General features: G+C 37.2%; 3 protein-coding genes. 1 reads left to right on the plus strand and 2 read right to left on the minus strand.

Annotation, left to right across the window (positions count from 1 at the left end):
• Positions 1 to 76 precede the first annotated feature (76 nt).
• On the minus strand, positions 77 to 403 hold the full coding sequence (locus tag ACFILA_RS09395; RefSeq protein ID WP_375661111.1) for a dATP/dGTP diphosphohydrolase domain-containing protein: 327 nt from the start codon (positions 401 to 403) through the stop codon (positions 77 to 79).
• A gap of 574 nt (positions 404 to 977) precedes the next feature.
• Positions 978 to 1,229 (minus strand): helix-turn-helix transcriptional regulator, encoded by a 252-nt coding sequence (locus ACFILA_RS09400; RefSeq protein ID WP_273791720.1) that lies wholly within the window; start codon positions 1,227 to 1,229, stop codon positions 978 to 980.
• 91 nt (positions 1,230 to 1,320) lie between these two features.
• On the opposite strand from ACFILA_RS09400, the gene ACFILA_RS09405 reads away from it, so the two are divergent.
• On the plus strand, positions 1,321 to 1,623 hold the full coding sequence (locus ACFILA_RS09405) for a helix-turn-helix domain-containing protein (RefSeq protein WP_183229374.1): 303 nt from the start codon (positions 1,321 to 1,323) through the stop codon (positions 1,621 to 1,623).
• Positions 1,624 to 1,856 lie beyond the last annotated feature (233 nt).

Below are 1,856 nucleotides of genomic sequence, written 5' to 3' on the forward strand. Positions count from 1 at the left end.
AACATCACTCCGCTTAAGAGCAAAACTGAAACCACTGCTATCCATAAAATTTCATTCGAACTCATCTTTATCTCCTTTAATTTTTATGAGGGCGGTCATCATGACCAATCTGTTGTGCTTCGCATTCCATTAAAAAAAGAATGCAACAAGCCGCATGTGCCAAGTGTGATAAATCACTCTCAGCATCCTTATGCTCTCCACCAAACCATGCTAATAAATGACGTAAAGCAGCACCGTGAAACCTGCTCCAGTGCATGCCATTACGCCAATTGTTTGCTCCGTACTTCTTTGCCCCAAACTCTAAAACTTTGCCGATTTCAATCAGTGCCAACGGCGGTATAAGCTCTATACGAGGCTTACCATCATCATTCTTATGCGCTTCATTTGCATTATGTGAACACATATAAACTCTGTCGCCACCATATTCTTCAGTGCCGCAAACATATGCATTTCCATAAATCTTGGACTTACCATGAACCACGGCATGACCGAACACCTTAGCAGCATCACAAACCTTGGCATAACCACAAACCTTGGCGTTGCCATAAACCTTGGCGTTGCCATAAACATGGATATTATCGTAAACGTAAGCATTACCAAAAACCGCAGCTTCATCACAAACCTTGGCATTGCCAAATACATGCGCATTACCACAAACCTTGGCGTTGCCATAAATCGCAGCTGCTAAAAGAACATTGGCATTCTCATAAACACGGGCATTGTCATAAACATGAGAAAAACCAAGAACCTTGGCATTGCCAAAAACACGTGCATCACCATAAACCCATGCCCTATTCCCAACCCAACAATCACCTTCATGACTTAGGTTGTCTTCTTTCTCTATATAGCCTCCTAAATCACCTGCTTTAACATCACCAAAGTCTCTCAGTGCACGAATGCGGTGAAGTGTTCTGCCATCAAACTCAATTGTTTCATCAGTAAGTTCGTATTTCTTTTCTACAGCCATCATCACCTCCTTAAGGCTGCAAAGTCTCACGCGCGCTATCAACGCCGGAACTTTTTGCAATTGAAGGAAAATTCTCTTGATACCAATCGCTAGGGCTTATGTAATTATCGGTAACTTCTGCTATCTTTTTTATTATCTTAGGATGCGGAAATCGCTTCTTATTTACATAGCGTGCTACAGATGCTTGCGTAACACCTACCAAAATCGCAAACTCGGCATAAGTAATATTATTCTTTGATAAATACAGTTTTAGTTTAGACATTCCTTTTTATACCATATCGGTATTATTAAAACAAGGAAATTTTACCATATTGGCATTTGAAAGGATTTTTTTTTTAATTAGGATAAGAATCATGAATAATTTGAAATTTTTCAGACAAAAAGTCGGTTTAACTCCAAAAGAATTAGCCGAATTGGTGGGAACTAGTCAGCCACAAATTTTTCGTTTAGAAAATGGGCAACGAAAATTAACAAAAGAGTGGGCTATACGTTTGGCACCACACTTAAAAATTACTCCCAAACAATTGTTGTTTTCAGGAAATAAGCCTAATAGCTTAGATGAACAAATTGAAGATATGTTAGAGCATCTAAGCTACGATAATAAGGTTAAACTTCTGGATCTCCTTTCTTCATTTTATCAAGATAAAAAAGAATAAACTCTCTTTTTTCATCTTCTGTCAATTTATTCCATAGTTCCAATATTTGCGTATTAATTGACCATTTTTCATCCATTTGTTCTACTCATAAAAAATAAAAAATAAAAAATAACCATTTTGGTATTGACTTTAAATTACCATTTTGGTATCAAGATATCCCATATCTTAGAAAATAACTTTTGCCAATAGGCAGTATGGAGGCATTTGTGAATAAACCAGTGTTTATAAATTCT

Origin of the sequence: Bartonella sp. CL71SXKL (assembly GCF_042194935.1) — a bacterium.
Lineage (GTDB): Bacteria > Pseudomonadota > Alphaproteobacteria > Rhizobiales > Rhizobiaceae > Bartonella.

What these genes read in the sequence shown, in the direction of transcription:
- ACFILA_RS09395 (WP_375661111.1), bottom strand. Translation starts at nt 403, where the DNA reads ATGTGTTCACATAATGCAAATGAAGCGCATAAGAATGATGATGGTAAG.
- ACFILA_RS09400 (WP_273791720.1), bottom strand. Translation starts at nt 1,229, where the DNA reads ATGTCTAAACTAAAACTGTATTTATCAAAGAATAATATTACTTATGCC.
- ACFILA_RS09405 (WP_183229374.1), top strand. Translation starts at nt 1,321, where the DNA reads ATGAATAATTTGAAATTTTTCAGACAAAAAGTCGGTTTAACTCCAAAA.